15 protein-coding genes and 1 tRNA gene are annotated in these 16,304 nt (G+C 61.9%); 5 read left to right on the top strand and 11 right to left on the bottom strand.

Annotation, left to right across the window (positions count from 1 at the left end; genetic code table 11):
• Nucleotides 1–25: 25 nt before the first annotated feature.
• The 8 genes from ACNAOH_RS02835 to hslU form a co-directional block, all read right to left on the bottom strand.
• Nucleotides 26–2,026 carry a glycoside hydrolase family 97 protein gene (locus ACNAOH_RS02835; protein ID WP_443971263.1) on the bottom strand — a complete coding sequence of 667 codons (2,001 nt, stop codon included), beginning with the start codon at nucleotides 2,024–2,026 and terminating at the stop codon, nucleotides 26–28.
• Between the two features lie 12 nt (nucleotides 2,027–2,038).
• Complete coding sequence (locus tag ACNAOH_RS02830) at nucleotides 2,039–4,696, bottom strand: TIM-barrel domain-containing protein (protein WP_443971262.1); 2,658 nt, start codon at nucleotides 4,694–4,696, stop codon at nucleotides 2,039–2,041.
• A gap of 131 nt (nucleotides 4,697–4,827) precedes the next feature.
• Entirely contained in the window at nucleotides 4,828–5,418 is a 591-nt protein-coding gene (mobA, locus tag ACNAOH_RS02825; protein WP_443971261.1) for a molybdenum cofactor guanylyltransferase, read from the bottom strand.
• Nucleotides 5,419–5,466: 48 nt separating this feature from the next.
• Nucleotides 5,467–5,541: transfer RNA gene (locus tag ACNAOH_RS02820), tRNA-Glu, on the bottom strand.
• Between the two features lie 121 nt (nucleotides 5,542–5,662).
• Nucleotides 5,663–6,322, bottom strand: coding sequence for a TadE/TadG family type IV pilus assembly protein (locus ACNAOH_RS02815; RefSeq protein WP_443971260.1), 660 nt, complete (start codon nucleotides 6,320–6,322; stop codon nucleotides 5,663–5,665).
• Nucleotides 6,319–6,891 carry a TadE/TadG family type IV pilus assembly protein gene (locus ACNAOH_RS02810; RefSeq protein ID WP_443971259.1) on the bottom strand — a complete coding sequence of 191 codons (573 nt, stop codon included), beginning with the start codon at nucleotides 6,889–6,891 and terminating at the stop codon, nucleotides 6,319–6,321. The genes ACNAOH_RS02815 and ACNAOH_RS02810 overlap by 4 nt, the downstream gene beginning before the upstream one ends.
• Nucleotides 6,892–6,908: 17 nt before the next feature.
• Nucleotides 6,909–8,807, bottom strand: a complete 1,899-nt coding sequence (locus ACNAOH_RS02805) for a TadE/TadG family type IV pilus assembly protein (RefSeq protein ID WP_443971258.1) — start codon at nucleotides 8,805–8,807, stop codon at nucleotides 6,909–6,911.
• A gap of 124 nt (nucleotides 8,808–8,931) precedes the next feature.
• Entirely contained in the window at nucleotides 8,932–10,233 is a 1,302-nt protein-coding gene (gene hslU, locus ACNAOH_RS02800; protein WP_443971257.1) for an ATP-dependent protease ATPase subunit HslU, read from the bottom strand.
• 79 nt (nucleotides 10,234–10,312) lie between these two features.
• Between hslU and ACNAOH_RS02795 the strand changes: the two genes are divergently transcribed.
• Nucleotides 10,313–11,116 carry an FkbM family methyltransferase gene (locus ACNAOH_RS02795; RefSeq protein ID WP_443971256.1) on the top strand — a complete coding sequence of 268 codons (804 nt, stop codon included), beginning with the start codon at nucleotides 10,313–10,315 and terminating at the stop codon, nucleotides 11,114–11,116.
• Here the strand turns inward: ACNAOH_RS02795 and hslV are convergent.
• Complete coding sequence (hslV, locus tag ACNAOH_RS02790) at nucleotides 11,113–11,661, bottom strand: ATP-dependent protease subunit HslV (RefSeq protein ID WP_443971255.1); 549 nt, start codon at nucleotides 11,659–11,661, stop codon at nucleotides 11,113–11,115. The two genes, ACNAOH_RS02795 and hslV, sit on opposite strands and share 4 nt — an antisense overlap.
• Nucleotides 11,662–11,683: 22 nt before the next feature.
• Here hslV and ACNAOH_RS02785 point away from each other — a divergent pair, with 22 nt between their 5' ends.
• The 4 genes from ACNAOH_RS02785 to ACNAOH_RS02770 all read left to right on the top strand — a co-directional run bounded on the left by ACNAOH_RS02785 (nucleotide 11,684) and on the right by ACNAOH_RS02770 (nucleotide 13,976).
• Nucleotides 11,684–11,809 (top strand): hypothetical protein, encoded by a 126-nt coding sequence (locus ACNAOH_RS02785; RefSeq protein ID WP_443971254.1) that lies wholly within the window; start codon nucleotides 11,684–11,686, stop codon nucleotides 11,807–11,809.
• An 11-nt stretch (nucleotides 11,810–11,820) separates the two neighbouring features.
• Nucleotides 11,821–12,846 carry an aspartate-semialdehyde dehydrogenase gene (locus ACNAOH_RS02780; RefSeq protein ID WP_443971253.1) on the top strand — a complete coding sequence of 342 codons (1,026 nt, stop codon included), beginning with the start codon at nucleotides 11,821–11,823 and terminating at the stop codon, nucleotides 12,844–12,846.
• A gap of 13 nt (nucleotides 12,847–12,859) precedes the next feature.
• Entirely contained in the window at nucleotides 12,860–13,501 is a 642-nt protein-coding gene (locus ACNAOH_RS02775) for a DUF2238 domain-containing protein (protein ID WP_443971252.1), read from the top strand.
• A 97-nt stretch (nucleotides 13,502–13,598) separates the two neighbouring features.
• Nucleotides 13,599–13,976, top strand: coding sequence for a hypothetical protein (locus ACNAOH_RS02770; RefSeq protein WP_443971251.1), 378 nt, complete (start codon nucleotides 13,599–13,601; stop codon nucleotides 13,974–13,976).
• A gap of 31 nt (nucleotides 13,977–14,007) precedes the next feature.
• Here the strand turns inward: ACNAOH_RS02770 and ACNAOH_RS02765 are convergent, their stop codons facing one another.
• Together ACNAOH_RS02765 and ACNAOH_RS02760 are read right to left on the bottom strand one after the other, a co-directional pair.
• The gene (locus ACNAOH_RS02765; protein ID WP_443971250.1) at nucleotides 14,008–14,667 is read right to left on the bottom strand and encodes a YitT family protein; all 660 of its coding nucleotides are present in this window, start codon (nucleotides 14,665–14,667) and stop codon (nucleotides 14,008–14,010) included.
• Nucleotides 14,668–14,748: 81 nt separating this feature from the next.
• On the bottom strand, nucleotides 14,749–16,299 hold the full coding sequence (locus ACNAOH_RS02760; protein ID WP_443971249.1) for a DHA2 family efflux MFS transporter permease subunit: 1,551 nt from the start codon (nucleotides 16,297–16,299) through the stop codon (nucleotides 14,749–14,751).
• Between the last annotated feature and the right edge of the window lie 5 nt (nucleotides 16,300–16,304).

Here is a 16,304-nt window from a genome sequence, read left to right as displayed (position 1 = left end):
AGTTCCCTCCCAATCCTCAAATTTTTCAGTTCTTGCCCACCGGCGACATCACGACCACTGCACCGCCCGATCCTGCCAGAGTCAGGGACAGATTGCTGCCACGGCTGACCGACGCTGTCGATGTCCGGATGTCATTCACGCCGGCTCCGTCCTGCCAGATGCGGGCCTGCCATTTGCTTGCCCCGTCCAGAAAGCCGAGCGGCACGCGCACCTTGCGCCCGGTTTCGTTGGTCATGGCGCCGATATACCAGGTCTCGCCCTTGCGCCGGGCGATGGCGACATATTGCCCGATGTCTCCGGCAATGAAGCGCGTTTCGTCCCAGCTTGCCGGCACCTCCTTCAGGAAATCGGCGCCCGCGCTCAGTTTCCCGTCCGCGCTGACGTAGGAGTCCGGACTGTCCGCGAGCATGACGAAGGGGCTGTCATAAACGACGTACATGGCAAGGCCGTGGCCACGCGTTGTCTGGACGAACGGCCGGATGGATCGCTTCTGCTTCTCGAACTCGGCGGGCGGCAAGGCACGGAATCCGCCGGGCGTATAGTCCATCGGCCCGAGCAAACCGCGTGTGAACGGCAGTGTGACGTTGTGGGTTGCGGTGATCCGCGTGCCGAACTTGTTATACTCGGCACCGAGCACGCCTTCCTGCGTCATGAAGTTCGGGTAGGTCCGCATCAGCCCGTCCGGCGGATAGGCGCCATGCAGGTCGACCATCAGATGATGCTTTGCCGCCTTTGAGAGCAGGCGATGATAGAAGGCGACCATCTCCTGATCGTTGCGATCCATGAAGTCGACTTTGATGCCCTTGATCCCCCAGGCTTCGTAAAGCGGCAGGGCGGCGTCGAGCTGGCGCTCGAGCTGCTTCCACTGGAGCCAGACCCACACGCCGACATTCCGCTCGGCGGCATATTTGACGATGCCGGGGATATCGACCTCGGGCTTGGGGACAGTCACATCCGCAGGCGCCGGACCTTCCGAGCTGCCCTTGTACCAGCCCTCGTCGATCAGGCTGTATTCGAGCCCCATCTTGTGCGCGAAGTCGATATAGGCTTTGAAGGTGGCGGTGTTGACGCCCGCATTGGGCACATCGACAGCCCAGCCATTATACCAGTCCCATGCCGACTTACCTGGCTTGATCCAGCTCGTGTCCTCGATTTTCGAGGGTTCGGCGAGTAGTTCGAGCAGGTTGGAGGGAATGAGCGCGCCAGCGGAATCGCCAAGCATCACGACCCGCCATGACGTCATGAGCGGCCCTTCGGAGAGCGCGGTATGCACTGCGATTTTCTGTACGCCCTCGGGCGTGTCGGGGCGGATCGTCAGGCTGACGTTGACGCCGAGTCCACCATCGCCGCGCCGCCGGAAATAGCCACCCGCATAGTCGCGCTTGTCCGCTTCGGCGAGCGCGAAGGTCGTGCCCTTGCCGGTGTCGCACAGGAGAGGCGCGTCATAGAGGTGGAAGTTGCGCATCCGCGACGCCTGAACCGGATCGAACTCGAATTCGTGGCTATTGGCGTGAATGCCCGCATTGGCGCCCCAGCAGGAATAATCGGCCGGGAAATAGAAACCCGTCGTCTCCCAGTTCACGTCGATCGTGCGAAAGCGCTCTTGCGCTGGCACGACGAAGCGGAAGGCGACGCCGTCCCGATAGGCGCGGGCAATGAGATCGAACTTCACGCCGTCCCGCTTGCGCACGAGATGAAGAAGGATCTGGTTATACTGATCGCGGACTTGGGACGCCTTGCCGACGACGGGCCGATATACATCGTCTACTGACGTACGTTCCACACTCGTGAGTTCGACACTGTCTCCGCCGATCGGGCCCTGACTGGTGAAAAGACCGGCGGGGGAGGGGGAGAAGATGGCCCTACCGTCGCGCGTGACCGTGAAGCTCAGCTTTCCATCGTCCGCCTTCACCTCGATGCGGTTACGCTGGTCCGGCGAGGTGGCGCTGAGCGTTTCCTGCGCTAGCGCCAGGCCAGGCATCGCCGCCAGGATCATCGCCGAGGTCGCCAGAAGTCCTTTAAGCACGGGATGTTTCCTTCAGTCTGCCAGCTTGGTCTGCACGGCCCGTCCGGCATAGGTGATGGATGCCCCGGTGCCTAAGTCGCCGAACGAGCGTCCGCTCGTCATCCGGTGAAGGCGAAGCGCCCTCTCTCGAGGCATGTCGCGGTAGTTGCCCTCGCGACGGCCAACGCGCAGCAGGCTCGCCCCGTCATCCCACCGCAGAGCGGTGAGCGCCCGCGCGCCCTGCTCGCAGGCATAGCTTGTGCCGTCGTCCTCATAGAGGAGTGCTTCACCCTCCCGGCCTGGATAGACGAGCAAGTCCAGATCGCCGCCGAGCAGCCCCGCCGTGGACTGGCCGACGGGGCCAAGCGGAAGGATGCTGCCTGCGCGCACATGAAGCGGAATGCGGTCGAGCGTGACGGGAACGTCGTAAGTGCGGCCGCCCGCGCGATGCTCGCCCGTCCAGAAGTCGTACCAGCCGCCTTCGCTTTCTGGCAGATAGACCGGCCAGCTGGTCACGCCGGCAGCCAGCACGGGTGCCACGTGCAGCGCCGGGCCGAACATATAGCTGTGCGTCTCATCCAGAGCGCGCATATCTTGCGGGAAGTCGAAGACGAGCGGCCGGATCAGTGGCATCCCCTTCGATGACGCCTCGGACGCCAGCGAATAGATATAGGGCATCAGGCGATAGCGCAGATCGAGGTAGAAGCGGGCGACCGTCTCCACGGTCTCGCCATAGCGCCAGAACTCCGTGTCGGTCATGTAACCGTGGACGCGCTGCATCGGCAGGAACGTGGCGAACTGGAACCATCTCAGGAACCGCTCGTGATAGGCTTTGTCCGCATACTGGCCCTTGCCGGGGCGGAAGAAACCGCCTGCATCCACTGTCCACCAGGCTTGCCCAGCCGCTGCCATGTTGAGACCGGCGGGGATCTGGCGGCGCAGCGTCTCCCAGTCGTGACCGATATCGCCGGACCATGTCGCCGCGCCATAGCGCTGCTGGCCGGGCGCGGCCGACCGAGTGAGAATGAACACGCGCTTTTCCGGATAGGTCTTGCGTTGCGCCTCATAGACCGCGCGGCTGACGTATAGCGGATACATGTTGCGCTGCTTTTCGCCCGGTTGCTTGCGCCCCGGCGCGGCGTAAATCATCCGCCCTGCAAGGTCGTCATTCTCCGGCTCCGTCGCGTCCTGCCACCAGCCGTCGATGCCGAGAGCAGCAAGCCCCGCATTCTGGCGCGCCGTGTAGAATTTCGTTGCTTCCGGGCTGAAGAAGTCGATCCACTCCGTATCCGGTATGTAGAAGTTGTTCGCCGCCACTTCTTTGCCGAGCACAGTGTCCTTGCCCACCTTGGACCAGACCGACAGCATGAAGCGCATGTCCATGCCGTGCAGATCGCGGATCATGCCCGCCGGATCGGGATAGCGTTCCTCATCGAAGCGCATCGCGTTCCAGCCATATTTGCCCCAATACTGCCAGTCCTGCACGATCATGTCGCATGGCAGCTTGCGGCGGCGGAATTCCCGTGCCGTCTCCAGTATCTCGTCCGAGGAATGGAAGCGTTCGCGGCAGTGGATATAGCCCATGGCCCAGAGTGGCATCATCGGCTGGGGGCCAAGGATCTCATGATAGCCTGCCATCACATCCTGCGCGGCCGGTCCGGCGATCACGACATAGTCGATGCCGTCCGACACTGGCGACTCCCATGTCGTGCGGTCCTGCACCGGAGCGAAGTGCAGGCTGGGCATGTCCTCGTCGCCTGCCTTCACCAGCACGCTGTGTGCGCCGGGGGGGAGATCGGCAAAGAAGCTCGCCGTGGGCGGCAGCCATATATTGGTGAGGTCCGTCGCTGGCTTGCCGTCGATCTCCACATAATGACGCGACGACATTTTGCGCCCGAGGTCGAGCAGGAAGCCCTGCTTGCCTGGCGCGGTCGTGGAGAAGCGCCCCGTGAAAACGGCTTCGCGGCGTTCTACTCGCGCGTTGCCCGCAGTCGTCGTCACATCGGCAGTCTGCGCTGCACCGATCGCAGCCTGACGGGTGAGGGCAATGGGCGTTGTCGGGCGGTTATATTTCGCCAGACCCGTGTTGTGCCACAGCAGTCCATAGCCTTTGCTGGAGAGCAGGAAGGGCTGGCTGATCTGCGTGTTTACTTGCGTCAGGCGTCGCGGCAGGCCGCGAAGATTGAGATGCCCGTCCTGGAAGCAGCCGGTGCCGAAGAGTCGCTCGTCGGCCGGACAGTCGAAAGCCTGCGCAATGGCCAGCGTGGGTTCGTCCCCTATTCTGCTTGCCTGAACGCGGCGGGAGCCCGGCGACTCACGGAGAAGAAGCCTGTCCTCGCCGTCATAGAATGAGAGGCTGCGCGACGCCGCGTCCCACTCGCACTGCGCCTGAGCGGTTTTCAGGCGCAGCCGCCCGCTGGCTCTTGTCTGACGAGTGGCCGGACGCCTGGCGGGGCCTGCAAGCATCTCGCCCGCATTTCCTGCAGGGGCGCCCTCGGGCACCACGCGGACGCGAAATGCGCGGTCGCTCAGTGCCGTTACCGATATCACCAGACCGTCGTCACGAAGGACCATGTCGGCGGAAGGAGCAGCAGTTGCTGCCAGCCCGGCCTTGCCTATTCCCAGCGGGATGGCGGCAGTCGCAGACAGGATGGCGCGCCGTGATACGGTCCAGTCGAAGCTAGGCATCATTCTCCCCCTCATCGCATTGCGATGAAACTTATCAGATATGCTGTCAGGTGATTGGCACGATCATTTTATCAATGCAATCCTCCCGACCGTTATTGGTCAGACGCGTTGAAGCGCAGTCGACGCGCTTCAGTTTACGCAGGAGGCGAGAGGCGCTGCTCTGCTGCCGAGAGCGCCTCAGGGTCGTTCAGATTGTCGAAGGGGTCGCCGCCGGGCGAGAGCGGCCAGACGATGTCTATCAGATCGCGCGTGACGGCAAAGCGACGCAACGACATGCCGCCGGCGAGCAAATAGGCCTTCAATGCGGGCTCATCCACACGCCACAGTGCTGCGAGCGGCTGATACTGATTGTTGATGACCGGCATCGCCACGTCATGTCCGGCAATCGCCTGGGCAAGCGTCTCGGCCAACGTAACTGGCAAAAAGGGCTGGTCGCAGCCAATCAGAAGGAGGTGCAGGCGTCCCTGTTCGCATGCGAAACGGAATCCGGTTTCAAGAGCACTGATGGGACCGATATCCGGCCCCGCATCGAAGAGCAGAGGCAGATCTTGCGCGCTGACCTGATTGCAGTCACGCACTGCCAGAGCAACGCAATCGGACTGGGTGGTAGCGAAAGAGATTGCCCGGTCGAGCAGGCTTTTGCCACCGAGCGAGCGCAAAGGCTTGTTTCCGCCCATCCTTTGGCCGGCGCCACCTGCGGCAATGACGATAGCGGGGCTGAGCATGGGGTTGACCTGCTTCGGTTCCAAGAAGCGCACTATATAGTCACGTCTTGGTGACCCCTACGGGAATCGAACCCGTGTTTCAGCCGTGAAAGGGCCGCGTCCTAACCGCTAGACGAAGGGGCCACATGCGCCATGGCTCGATAAGCCAGCATGGGTCGCGCGCCTATGCCGCGTGATGTGCCATGATGCAAGAGCGAAGTCGCCCGAAGTGTCGATCCGTGCCCACCCTCGGAGCCAATGCCGGTCAGAGACCGTCGGCCGTGTCGCAGTTCTTCTTAGAAGGATGGCTGCCGTCATTGATGATGTTCCACTGGTTCTTGCGCATGCGGAACACCGCCGTCCTCGTTATGTCCTGAGGCACGGAGAAATAGCTGAGCGCCTTGGCGTTCACGAAAAGCGGCTGATAGCGGTAGCTGGCCTGAGCGTGGACCATGATCTCGTTGAGCGGCAGCGTCCGCCCGAACGTGGGCAAGGTCACCTTGCTGTGGCACCCCATCAGCGGCGCAGCGGACGTGTAACCGCCATCGAATTGCTGCGAGTAGATATGCGAGTCGGCAAACTCGTTCCTCACCGTGCCGTTGCTCTGCCCGACCCCCTTGATCACCGTGAGGATGATCCGGCCATGCTCGCGCAGGTTGAGCGGTCGTCCGGACGCGTCCAGCGCATAGAACATGTCGTAGATCTGCGCTTCGCTGGTCGGTTGGTTGTTCATGCCTGCCTGCGAAAGCATGTCGGCGGACATGGTGGCGAGGCGCTGGACCGTATTATTGGCGATGATGAAGTTCGCCATCTCCAGCCCGCCGATCGTCAGCCCGAGGACGAGCGGCAGCGCCAGCGCGAACTCAACGAAGGCGATCCCGCGCTCGTCGCCACCGGGCAGTCGAAGCGTGCGGCGAGCGGTCATTCCGTCTTGGTCGCTTCGTTTCGCACGACAGCGGTCGCATGTAGCGAGACCGTCTTCTTGCCGTTGAAGTAAATCGGGAAGAGGTGTTGCACGTCCAGCGTCGCGAGATAGCTCACCACGTCGCCGACGTCGCCCATGGTCTTGGCGCCCGAGTTCAGCGGGGTGGACGCATCCCATTTGCCGTTGCCGTTGCGATCCGTGAAGGCTTCGCCGGGGAAGGGCGGGGCCGGCGGGTCGTACTGGCCGTTATTGTTGGTGTCGATATAGGGTTCGGGCTGGCTCGCTGCGAAGGTCTTGAATACCTTGGTGTCGACGACGGGTTGGACAGCGGAATAGGGCGACATCGTCTGGCTGATGCTCGCCCGCATGGCCGCTTGCCGGTCATTCTCGGACTTTTCCATGCTGACGGCGTTCAGGCGTGCAGCTTGTAGCAGGGCGCCGTTGAGAGACGTCTGGGCAAGATAGAGATAGCCCAGATCCATTGCCCCGCAGATCAGGAGAAACATCACCGGCGCGAGCAGCGCGAATTCCACCAGCGTCGTGCCCCGATCGCTGGCATCGCCACGCATAAGGAGGCGAGGCGACCTCATTTGGTGAGGTGGACGTCAGTCAGCGTCCGCGCGATCTGCGCGAAGGCATTGTTGAGGTCGGTCGGGTTCGTCGTCAGCCAGTAGCCCGACGTGCCGCAATTGCTGAGCCGTGTCTGGCCGTCACTGTCGATGTCCGAACCCCTGTTGATCGCCACGGTGAAGATCAGCGGTGTTTCGCCCGTATCGAGGATCGGCGTGGTGTTCGCGGCGGCGCAAGCCTTGGTGAAGCGGATCTTAGCGCCCTCCAGATATTTGCTTACATCCGCCGTGGTGGCGACGAGTTTGTCTGCGACAGCCCCATATTCGCCATATATCCGGGGCGCCCCGCTGCCCGGCATGTTGAGGGCCAGCAGGCCGTCCGTCATGAAGACGAGCGCGCGACGGGGCTCTCCCGATCCAGTCGGCGGGGTACGCCGGAACACGTCCGGCCGGGCCAGCAGGCGCCATCCCCAGATGAAGCCGGCATGATGCATCGTGCCGTTCGCGGGCTTTACCGGCCAGACCCGCTTGTCGACGTAGTCGTCATAATAGGATTTGGTGCGGCCATAGTCGATGGGGATGCCAGGCTCGGGGCATTGGAAATTCGGGGTCGGTCCATCTACGTTTGTTTTGTTGATGTCGTAATGTTTGAGCGGAAGATATTCAGAGAGATTGGGAATCTTGTTCCAGCGCACATAGAAGTTTGTGCCAACATTGGTTTCGTCATTGTACGCGGTCGAAAGGCTGGTGTCGTAATAGCTTACACCATCTTCGGCGACGATCACATCGTCGCTCATGTTGGCGGCGCCGTTGTTCAGGGCCTTGTAGAGCCGGTAGAGACCACGCTTGAAGGTCCATGAATTGGCGAGCGTGTTTTCCTCCCCACTCGGAAATTTGTACAGATTGGGACCGGCGTAGTTCGTGCCGCTCGCACTCTTGTAATAATTGCTGGTGGGATTGCTGCTGACAGTCCAGCTGGCGGGAATGAAAGTCTGCGGATAAAGAAACGGCTTGATCGGCGGCATCGGGGCAAATGAGTTCGTCGTCGGCTTCTCATCGGGCAGGGTGAGCCAGATGTCGTAGCTGTTCTGGTCGACATTCGGCACGCTGTTCGCCGTCATGGTGTTCATCGTCTTGTCGCCGACAACACAGCCTTTCCAGCCCAGATTGTTGCCCGCCGCCCAGTCGCGATCCGTGAAACCCGGCATGGATTCGATCGTCACGCCATATTGCTTCAGGATGCCGCCGACATTGGCGGCGATCGTGTAGTTTATGATGCCGATCGCGACGTTCGGCTGAGTGTCGGCACCCTGATACAGCACGTTGAGAAAATTGTGCATGGCTTCCTTGAGCGCCGCCATCTTGGTCTTGCCGCTGATCGAGTCGTCCATGGAGCCGGTATTGTCGAGCACTACCATCACTTCGAGCGGGTGCGGCTGGAACTCGGCGGTGGCCGTCACGCTGATCTGGTGAGGCTGGAATCCGAACAGCTTCATGAAGGTCATCGGCAGTGATCCGGTTGCCGTAACCACTGTCTTGCTGATGCCGTTTTCCTGCGAGAAGGTCGGCTTCAGCAGCGTCGTCGAGGTGCCATAGGGCGTCGTGCCCGTCGTCGTCGTGAGGCCCATATAGCCGTTCGGCACATTATCGAGATAATAGGCGACGGCCTGCTTGTAGCGGCCGTTCGCGTCAGTCTCGGAGGCGTTGTCATAGGCATTGGCGGCAGCCAGCGCTGCAGCGTCGGCGCCTGCCTGCATTTGGCTGCGGGTGATGTAAATGCGGCCGATGTCCACTGCGCCACCAAGCGCTGCGATCATCGGGATCACCCCAGCCGCCATCATGGGCAGTGTCGCTCCCTTCGCGGAGCGCATAAGCCGAGCGATGACGCCCGGCATCTTGAAACTGTAGACAGGCATTCCCGCGCCTTCCCCAACTCGACCGTGCAGCGATTAGGGGGAGCGAGTAAAAATCAGGTAAAGCCGGCCTTACGGGCCACCCGGAGCATGGCGCGTGAGATCAGCAGGGCGTCATGTCCGGCGATCAGAGAATATATTTGGAAAGGTCCGTGTTCCGGGCAATGCCCTGCAACTGCCCATCGACATAGGCCGCGTCGATCGAAATGGTCTCGCCCGCGCGGGTGTCCGCGTCGAAGCTGACTTCTTCGAGAAGCTTTTCCATCACCGTTTGAAGACGGCGCGCGCCGATATTCTCGACCTGCTCGTTCACGGTGGCGGCGATGCGGGCGATCGCCCGGATGCCGCTTTCCTCCAGCCGGATGGTCACACCCTCCGTTGCGAGCAGCGCGCCATATTGTTCGGGAAGGGACGCTTTGGTGTCGGAGAGGATCGCGACGAAGTCCTCCTCAGTCAGGCCTTTCAGCTCGACACGGATCGGCAAACGTCCCTGCAGTTCGGGCAGCAGGTCGCTTGGTTTGGCGACGTGGAAGGCGCCGCTCGCGATGAAGAGAATATGGTCGGTCTTGAGCGGGCCATATTTGGTGGCCACGGTCGTGCCTTCGATGAGCGGAAGAAGATCGCGCTGGACGCCTTCGCGGCTCACGGAGCCGCCCCGCACGTCGCTGACGGCGATCTTGTCGATCTCGTCGAGGAAGACGATGCCGTTCTGCTCAGCGCTCTGGACCGCGATGCGCGCGACATCGTCCTGGTCGAGCCGCTTGTCCTGCTCCTCTTCCAGCAGGCGAGCGCGCGCTTCGCTCAGCTTGAGCTTGCGGCGCTTCTTGGGCGTCTGTCCCATCGCCTTGCCCATGATGTCGGAGAGATTGATCATGCCCAGCTGGCCGTTGGCGCCGGGAATGTCGAAGGGCATGGAGGGCTGCTCGGCCACTTCGATCTCGATTTCGGTCTCATCCATGAGCCCGCTCTCGATCTTGTCGCGGAAGGAGAGGCGGGTCGCCTCACTCGCTTCCTTGCCGGTCAGTGCGTCGAGCAGGCGCTGCATGGCCGACTCCGCCGCTGCTTCGCGCACGGATTCCCTGCGGCGCTCGCGCTCCATGCGCACGGCCTCTTCCACCAGATCGCGCACGATCTGCTCCACATCGCGGCCGACATAGCCGACCTCGGTGAACTTGGTGGCTTCCACCTTGATGAACGGCGCGTCGGCGAGCTTGGCCAGCCGCCGACTGATCTCAGTCTTGCCGCATCCGGTGGGGCCGATCATCAGGATATTCTTTGGCGTCACCTCATCACGCAAATCCGGCGCCAGCTTCTGGCGGCGCCAGCGGTTTCGCAGGGCGACAGCGACAGCGCGCTTCGCCTCTGTCTGGCCGATGATATGTGCGTCGAGGGCGGCGACGATCGCCTTTGGCGTAAGATTGTCGTTCATGTCCGGATGATTTTGAGAGAGGAAATGTTTGGAAGCCTCTAAATGGGGTGAGGCGGGCACTGCTTTCAAGGGAGCGATCATGTGGGGGGCGATCAAGAGCGTCGTTATCGGGGCGATGGAGCGCATCGCGCCGCGTCTGCTGGCGGCAATGCGGGTTCGTCGCGCGCGTGCCGGAACGGAGCCGGAGCTTGGCTTTCTGCCATTTCTGGCGGATGCAAGCGGCACTTTCGTGGATGTAGGCGCCAACAATGGCGTCTACAGCTATGCCGCTATGCGCTCCTTCGGCCATGTCGTCGCGATCGAAGCCCATCCGGATTTGACCGCGCCTCTTCGCCGGATTCTGGGTCACCGCGGCACGGTGCTTCCGGTCGCGCTTTCCGATGCCCCAGGCGAGGCGACCTTGTGGGTTCCGCGCCATGGCCACATGGATGTCACGACCCGCTCATCGCTTGATCAGCAGGCCAATCCGGGCTTTGCGCTGCGGCCCGTTCAGGTCGCGGTGACGACTTTGGATGCGCTGGCCATCGAACGTCCGGCGGTCATCAAGATCGATGTCGAGGGGCACGAGTTCAGTGTCCTTTCCGGCGCGGTCGAGACGCTGAAGCGCTACAGGCCGGTCTGCATCGTCGAGGTCGAGGAGCGCCACAACGCCGGCGGCGTGGCGCGCGCCTTCGCCTTCTTCGCGGGTCTGGGATATGAGGCGTGGTATCTCCACCGGGGACGACTGATGCCGGGCGCTGGTTTCGACGTGGTCCGTCTGCAAAGCAGCGACGGCGCCAAGACTTTCGAAGGCGCGCAATCGCGGGACTATGTGAACAATTTCCTGTTCGTCCATCCCGACAATGCGGAAGGACTTGCCCGCATCCGCGCGGCCTATTGCTAGGCCGGGTCCGCGCCTTCGATTGTCTCGATCGTCACATTCTCGTTGGTATAGACGCAGATATCCGCTGCGACCTTCATGGCCTTGCGGGCCAGCGTCTCCGCGTCCTTCTCATAGTCCTTGAGGGCACGTGCCGCCGAGAGCGCGTAATTGCCGCCCGAGCCGATCGCCGCAATGCCATCATTGGGCTCCAGCACGTCGCCATTGCCTGTGATGACCAGCGTCACCTCCTTGTCGGCGACGATCATCATGGCTTCCAGGTTGCGCAGATACTTGTCGGTCCGCCAGTCCTTCGCCAGTTCCACCGCCGCGCGCATCAGTTGCCCGCCATGGCGCTCCAGCTTCGCCTCAAGCCGCTCGAACAGCGTGAACGCGTCGGCCGTTGCGCCGGCGAACCCGCCGATAACGCTGCCGTCATGCAGCCTGCGGACCTTGCGGGCATTGGGCTTCATGACTGTCTGGCCCATGGAGACCTGCCCGTCGCCGATGACAACGACTTTTCCATTGGAGCGGACGGAGAGGATGGTGGTGCCGTGCCAGGTCGGCATAGCGTTTTCGCGGGAAGATGACATGCGCGGCGATATGGGCAGGGCCGGCGCGGAGCGCAAGCCATCCGCAGCGGGTCACAAGCGCCTTTCGGATTTCCTCCCGATCGGCTATCGCGCCGGCTCTTTCTTTCATGTCAGCCAGTTTTGAGGAGCCACGTCATGGGCTATCGCGTCGCCGTCGTGGGCGCCACCGGGAATGTCGGCCGGGAAGTGCTCAATATTCTCGCGGAACGCGAGTTTCCTGCGGACGAGATCGCCGCCGTCGCATCCGCGCGCTCGACCGGCGACGAGATCGAGTATGGCGAAACCGGGCGGATGCTGAAGTGCAAGAATCTCGAGCATTTCGATTTCGCCGGATGGGACATGGCGCTCTTCGCGGCAGGCTCCGCGCCGACGAAGGAATATGCGCCCAAGGCCGCTGCCGCCGGCTGCGTCGTCATCGACAACAGCTCGCTTTACCGCATGGACCCGGATGTCCCCCTCGTGGTTCCCGAAGTGAACCCGGAAGCGATCGACGGCTATAAAAAGAAGAATATCATTGCCAATCCCAACTGCTCGACCGCGCAGATGGTGGTGGCCCTGAAGCCGTTGCATGATGCCGCAAAGATCAAGCGCGTGGTCGTCGCGACCTATCAGTCAGTCTCCGGCGCGGGCAAGGCGGGCATGGACGAGCTGTTCGAGCAGAGCCGCAACATCTTCGTCGGCGATTCTGCGGAGGCCAAGACGTTCACCAAGCAGATCGCCTTTAACGTCATTCCTCATATCGACGTGTTCCTCGATGACGGATCGACCAAGGAAGAATGGAAAATGGTCGTCGAGACCAAGAAAATCCTCGACCCCAAGATCAAGGTGACGGCGACATGCGTCCGTGTACCGGTGTTCGTTGGCCATTCCGAAGCGCTTAACATCGAGTTTGAGGATGAGATTAGCGCCGAGGACGCGCAGAAGATCCTGCGCGAGGCCCCTGGGATCATGCTTGTCGATAAGCGTGAAGACGGCGGTTACGTTACACCAGTCGAATGCGTGGGCGACTATGCGACGTTCGTGAGTCGGGTGCGCGAAGACCCCACGGTCGAGAACGGCCTGTCGCTCTGGTGCGTGTCGGATAATCTGCGCAAGGGCGCGGCGCTCAACGCGGTTCAGATCGCCGAGCTGCTCGGTAGGCGGCATCTGAAGAAGGGGTGACCCGTTTGAGGCAATGGCAGAATATAGCGCGGTCTCAGTGCTTGTTGATCGCAAGCCTTTTGATTGCTGTTATCGCGGCCAATATTGCACAGCCCTATCCGCAACTTGCGCTACTTCAGCATGCGCCTACGGCTGCGCTTATTCTTGGCGCACCGTGGCTTTTGGAGCGCTGGCCGCTTTCCACGCGGAGCGTGGCGTTTCTCTGGCTTTTCTTGCTGCTACACACATTGGGTGGCGTTATATCTATTCCAACGTGCCCTATGATGGATGGGTGGCCTCCATCACCGGGCGAACGCTGTCGGACATGTTCGGCATGGCACGAAACGGCTATGATCGCCTGGTCCACTTTATGTTTGGGCTGCTTATTACGCCCGTCTTAGTGGAGATCGCTCGACGTCATGGCGGACTAGCGCGGCGCAGCTCATGGATCATGGCTTTCGCTTTGGTTGGGCTGGTAAGCGCGCTTTATGAAATCTTCGAGTGGCTGCTCACCGTTATCGCGGCCGGGAAAAGGCCGATTACTACAATGGGCAGCAGGGCGACATATGGGATCCGCAGAAGGACATGGCCTTGGCGCAGATTGGCAGTGTTGTTGCACTGTTTGCCGGCGCGATCGTTCGCAGCAAAGCGGCACATTAGCGCCCTTCATTTGTAGTGAGAAACTGCCTTGAAGGGCTTTGACACGATTAGTTTCTGCTGGAAACCGCTACGCTTTCTTGCCATGTCTTGTCAGACAAAATGAGCGGGAGACGATGATGCGTGGTTTGAAAATGGGCGTGGCGCTGGCGATTGCTACGCTTGGTGTGGCGGGGACTGCCTTCGCGCAGGACTTCGACCTCATGGAATTCGCTGATGGCGACCATGACGGCAAGGTCACACCTGCAGAGTTCGCCCAGTTCTCTGAGCAGGGCTGGAACTTTTTCGCGCAGGGCGCCGATTCTGTGAAGGTGGCGAACCTCGATCCCATGGCGAAGGGTTCGTTCAGCTCGATCACGCCCGACGCCAATGGCGTGGTGACGAGAGAAGTCTATATGGCCGCCGTTCCGGCGCGCTTCACAGCGGCGGACAAGAACGGTGACGGCACCGTCGACGCCAACGAACTCAACGCCGCGATCATGCCGGCGAACTGAACCGAGAACTGACGGGGCGTTCTGCGCCCCGTCACGACCCCATGTAGCGCCCGGGGCGATGCCATGCGACCAGCACGCCGTTGATCGCGGCGGCGGAAAGCACTGACCAGCCGAATTGCGCACCGCTCAGCACGCTGAGCGAGATCAGCAGGATCGCGCAGTCTATTGCGATCTGGCTGAGGCCTGCGTTCACGCCATGGCGCTTGTGCAGCCAGAGCGTGAGAATGCCGGTGCCGCCTACTCCCGCGCCATGCCGGGCCAGCGCCAATATTCCCATTCCGATGACCGTCCCGCCGACCAGCGCGGCAAAGGCGGGGTTGAAAACATGGATTCCTACGCTGGCTCGCATTGCCAGCGAAAGCGCGGCGATGCCGCCATTGACGATCAGCGTCTTGAGCATGAACGTCCGGCCCATCGCGCGCCAGGCAAAGGCGAGGAACGGGATGTTGATGAGCGTGAAAAGGAGGCCCGCCGGCACCGGGACGACATAGGAGAGGAGCAGCGCGATGCCCGCAATGCCCCCGGTGACGAGATTGGCAGCGCTCAGCAGCGAGAGGCCCAGAGTCACCAGAATGCACCCGACGATCAGTGCATAGACGTCCTCGATCCGCCCATGAGGCACGCCACTGACGCCCAGGTCTGGAAGAGACGAGGCGTGCCGGGCGGCCTTGCGGGGAACGAAGGAGAGCATGCGTTTATCTTTGCCGCAAAGGAGGAGAACTGGGAGATGACACGTCTCACCTGGACCGATCCCGGATCGGCCACCGGCTTGTCAGTCGGCTATGACCGGCGGAGCGGCACCCGCCCGGCGTGCTGGCTTCCGCAGAAGAAGCACGAACGGGACTGCCAGAAGAGATGCCCAGGCCATCAGCACGAAATTGTCGAGATAGGCGATCATCGCAGCCTGCTGGTTGACGACGCCGTCCATCACGGAAAGCGCTGCGTCGCCCAAGCTGCTGAACCGCGACGCCATCGCCGGATCGGCCGGGAGGCTGCCCGACGTGACATGCTGGGAGAGGTCCGAATGACTGATCTGGATATTCCGCGCGAGCAGGAAGGTGACGACTGCGATGCCGATCGACGAGCCGATATTGCGCGAGAGGTTCATCATCGCCGCCCCCTCGGTGCGGTAGCTGGGCGGCAGCGTGCCGAAGGCAAGCACGTTGAGCGGCACGAACACGAGGCCGATGCCCAGCCCCTGAACGAAGCCGTTGAGCACGAAGGGCACCCAGTCCTGATCGAGGCTCCACCCGCTCATCAGCCATAGGGAGAAAGCCGCGATCGCGAAGCCCAGGCCAACGAGCACGCGCGGATCGACCTTGCCGACTAGGCGCCCCGCCATTCCCATCGTGATGAACACGCCCACGCCGCGCGCCGCGAGAATGACTCCGGTGTCGATAACGGGATAGCCGAAGAGATTTTCTAGGAGGGGCGGCAGCAGCGCCATTGCGGCGAACAGCACCATGCCGAGCACGAACATGAAGAACACGCTGGTCATCAGATTGCGGTCGCGCAGCATGATCGGCGGGAAAATCGGTTGCCGGGCCGTGGCGATGTGCACCGCGAACATCCAGAACGCGCAGACGCACAGCCCACAGTAGATCCAGATTTCCGTCGAGGAAAACCAGTCCTGATGCTGGCCCCTGTCCAGCATCAACTGGAGGGAGGCCAAGGCGATCGCAAGCAGTGAAAACCCGAACACGTCGAAGGCGCGGGGCGGGTTTTTCTTCTCGGGCAAGAGAAACCACAGCCCGGCCAGACACACCGCACCCACGGGCACGTTGACAATGAAGCACCAGCGCCAGTTGACGGTTTCGGTGAGATATCCGCCAAGGATCGGCCCCATGATCGGCCCGACCATGGCGCCCATGCCATAGATGGACATGGCGCGTGCCTGTTCTGACGGGCGATTAATGTCGAGCATGATGCTCTGGCAGAGCGGCCCAAGGAACGCGCCGCCAATCCCCTGAAGGACGCGGAAGGCGACCATCTCCTCAAGACTGGTGGCAATCCCGCAAAGCGCTGACGCAAATACGAACAACGCGACAGATCCCAGAAGGAGGACGCGCATACCGATCCGGTCGGAGAGCCAACCGGTGATCGGGATCGCAATGGCCGACGCCAGAATGTAGCTGGTCAGCACCCAGCTGACCGTCTCCTGAGTTGCGCCCAGCGAGGCCTGCATATGCGGCAGGGCGACATTGGCGATCGTGGTGTCCAGCACCTGCATGACCATCGCCGCCATGATGGCGACGGTCAGCAGTGCCTTATTGGCCACCGGAAGGTGCGGCTGGTCGGCCATGATGCCCGGCGAACTGGCCACGGGCG

This window comes from Sphingobium sp. CR28, assembly GCF_052327305.1.
Taxonomy (GTDB): domain Bacteria; phylum Pseudomonadota; class Alphaproteobacteria; order Sphingomonadales; family Sphingomonadaceae; genus Sphingobium.
The sequence above is the reverse complement of the archived record's forward strand: the minus strand, read 5'-3'. Positions and strand labels throughout refer to the sequence as shown.